The sequence below is a fragment of the Roseomonas sp. TAS13 genome, from assembly GCF_001950415.1.
Classification (GTDB): domain Bacteria; phylum Pseudomonadota; class Alphaproteobacteria; order Acetobacterales; family Acetobacteraceae; genus Roseomonas; species Roseomonas mucosa.
Genome location: NZ_BDLP01000490.1, coordinates 1 through 2,683, shown reverse-complemented (window position 1 = coordinate 2,683; position 2,683 = coordinate 1). Strand labels below are relative to the sequence as shown.

Sequence of the window (2,683 nt, the reverse complement as noted above, 5' to 3'; positions counted from 1 at the left end):
GCTGCCGCCGGGGGATGTGGCGGCCTGGGCGGCGGCGGCGCGGGCCTTGCTGGCCGATCCGGCGCGGGCGGCCGCGCTGGGCGCGCGGGCGCGGGCGGTCCTGCTGGAGACCTATACCTGGGACGCGCGGGCGGCCCACATCCTGGCACATCTGGCGGAGACCCGGCCATGAGCCGGGCGGCCAGCGCGGCCACCGCCGACGCGCTGTTCCGCCGCATCCTGCGGAATGCCGGGCTGGTGCTCGGGGGCAAGGCGGCGACGGCGCTGCTGAACCTCGCCGCCTTCGGCCTCGCCATGCGGAGCCTCGGCCCGGCGGGGATGGGTGTGCTGGTGCTGGTGCACGGCTTCGCCCAGACCGCCTCCTCGCTGGTGAAGTTCCAGTCCTGGCAGGCCGTGCTGCGCTATGGCACGGACAGCCTGGGACCGGAGCGGCGCCCGGCTTTCCAGGCGCTGCTGCGCTTCACGCTGGGGCTGGATCTCGGCTCCGGGGTGGTGGGCAGCCTCGCCTGCGCCCTGGCGGCCTGGTTCCTGGGGCCTTCCTTCGGCTGGCCGCCGGAGGTGGTGCCGCTGGCGGCCCTCTATGCCACCAGCACGGCCTTCATGGTGACCGCCACGCCGATCGGGCTGCTGCGCCTCTTCGACCGCTTCGACCTGCTGGCGCGGCGGGATGCCATGGGGGCCGGGTTCCGGCTGCTGGGCGCGGCGCTGGCGGCGGCCTGCGGGGCCGGGCTGCCGGGCTTCCTCGCCGCCTGGTACCTGGCGACGGTGCTGGGCGGGATCGTGCTGATGGCGGCGGCCTGGGGGGAGGTGTCGCGCCGTGGCCTGCTGCAAAGGACAGGCCTCCCCCGTCTGGGCGCGGCGGAAGCGCATCCCGGCATCTGGGGCTTCGCCTGGTCCACGAACCTGATGACCACGCTTTCCCTCGGCTCGACGCATCTGGCCACGCTCTGCGTGGGCTGGATGCTCGGCCCTGCCGAGGCGGCGCTCTTCGCCCTGGCACGGCAGATCGGGGAGGCCGCGCTCAAGCCGAGCCGCTTCCTCACCCCGGCCCTGTATCCGGAGCTGGCCCGGCTGGCGGCGGCAAGGGACCGGGATGCGCTGCGCCGGCTGCTGCTGCGGGGACTCGCCCTGTCCACCCTCCTGGCCGCGCTGTTCCTGCTGGTCCTGGCCGCGCTGGGGGAATGGCTGCTCCGCTTCGTGGGCGGGCCGGGCGCGGCCGGCGCCTATCACGTGATGTTGCTCCTGGCCATCGCCGCCTCCATCAGCTTCGCCGGCTTCGCGCTGGAGCCCCTGCTGGTCTCGGTGCAACGGCACGGGCTGGCGCTGCGCCTGCGCGCCTTCGCCACCGCGGTCTATGTGCCCCTGGCGCTGGGCGGACTGGCGGCTTTCGGGCTGCCGGGGGCCGGGCTGGCCTCCGTCCTGTCGGCCCTGCTGCTGCTGGCCGGACAGGCCATGCCGGCCGCGCAATGGCTCTCCGTGACATCCGAAAGCCCCGGAGAACGAAACTTGCATTAAACTTCATGAACGGGTTAGTCGGTCCCGGGCCTGGGGGAAGGCTGGGGAACAGGGGTTAGACGATATGCTGGATGAGCGGGCCGCCCTACGGGAAATCACCGCGGCCTTGGAAGAGACGGGGAAGCTGACAGGCCCCGTCACCATGGACACGAACATCCTCAAGGACCTGAATTTCGACTCCGTGGGTGCCGTCGATTTCATCATGGTGCTGGAGACCCGTCTGGACATCATCATCCCGATGGACCGGATGACGGAGATCGAGACCATCGGCGACCTCGTCCGGGTCGTGACCAGCGATCCCAGCCTGGCCTCCTGACCGTGCTGTCCAAGTTCCGTGCGTTGCACGAAGAGCACGCGGCCGTGTCCGCCGCCGGCCGCAGTCCCTTCGGCGTCACCTTCGACGCCGTGCTGTCCGCCACCGAGGCCATGCTGGATGGGCGGCGCATCCTGCTGCTGGGAACCAACAACTATCTCGGCCTGACCCTTGACCCCGATTGCATCGAGGCCGCCGTTTCCGCAACGCGGGAACAGGGGACCGGCACCACGGGCTCGCGCATCGCCAACGGCACCTATGGGGAGCACGCGGCGCTGGAGGCGCGCCTGGCCGCCTTCCTGAAGCGCCGGTCGGCCATGGTCTTCACCACGGGCTACCAGGCCAATCTCGGCGCGCTTTCGACGCTGGCGGGGCGGGGCGACCACCTGCTGCTCGACGCGGACAGCCATGCCAGCCTCTATGACGGGGCACGGCTGGGCAGCGCCCAGGTGACCCGCTTCCGCCACAACGACCCCGACGACCTGCGGCGGCGCCTCCGGCTGCTCTCCTCCCAGCCCGGGGAGAAGCTGATCGTGGTCGAGGGCATCTACAGCATGCTGGGCGACACCGCGCCGCTGCGGGAGATCATCGAGGTCAAGCGCGAGGCCGGGGCCTGGCTGCTGCTGGACGAGGCGCACTCCCTTGGCGTGCTGGGCGAGAACGGCCGCGGGCTGGCGGAGGCCGAGGGCGTGGAGGCGGAGGTCGATTTCGTTGTCGGAACCTTCAGCAAGAGCCTGGGCGCGATCGGCGGCTTCCTGGCCTCGGACCATGAGGGCTTCGACGCGCTGCGGCTTTCGGCGCGGCCCTACATGTTCACCGCCTCCCTGCCGCCCTCCATCGCCGCCTCGGTGACCC

4 protein-coding genes are annotated in these 2,683 nt (G+C 71.8%); all 4 read left to right on the top strand.

The annotated features are described in order from the left end of the window. Window positions 1-16 precede the first annotated feature (16 nt). Complete coding sequence (locus ROTAS13_RS28665) at window positions 17-172, top strand: glycosyltransferase (protein ID WP_371329268.1); 156 nt, start codon at window positions 17-19, stop codon at window positions 170-172. After that, complete coding sequence (locus tag ROTAS13_RS22570; protein WP_075823506.1) at window positions 169-1,515, top strand: lipopolysaccharide biosynthesis protein; 1,347 nt, start codon at window positions 169-171, stop codon at window positions 1,513-1,515. The genes ROTAS13_RS28665 and ROTAS13_RS22570 overlap by 4 nt, the downstream gene beginning before the upstream one ends. Window positions 1,516-1,621: 106 nt before the next feature. Further along, window positions 1,622-1,831 carry an acyl carrier protein gene (locus tag ROTAS13_RS22565; protein ID WP_202801244.1) on the top strand — a complete coding sequence of 70 codons (210 nt, stop codon included), beginning with the start codon at window positions 1,622-1,624 and terminating at the stop codon, window positions 1,829-1,831. Further along, window positions 1,828-2,683: pyridoxal phosphate-dependent aminotransferase family protein (locus tag ROTAS13_RS22560; protein WP_216348722.1), on the top strand; the 856-nt coding region annotated here is incomplete at its 3' end. The genes ROTAS13_RS22565 and ROTAS13_RS22560, both read left to right, overlap by 4 nt.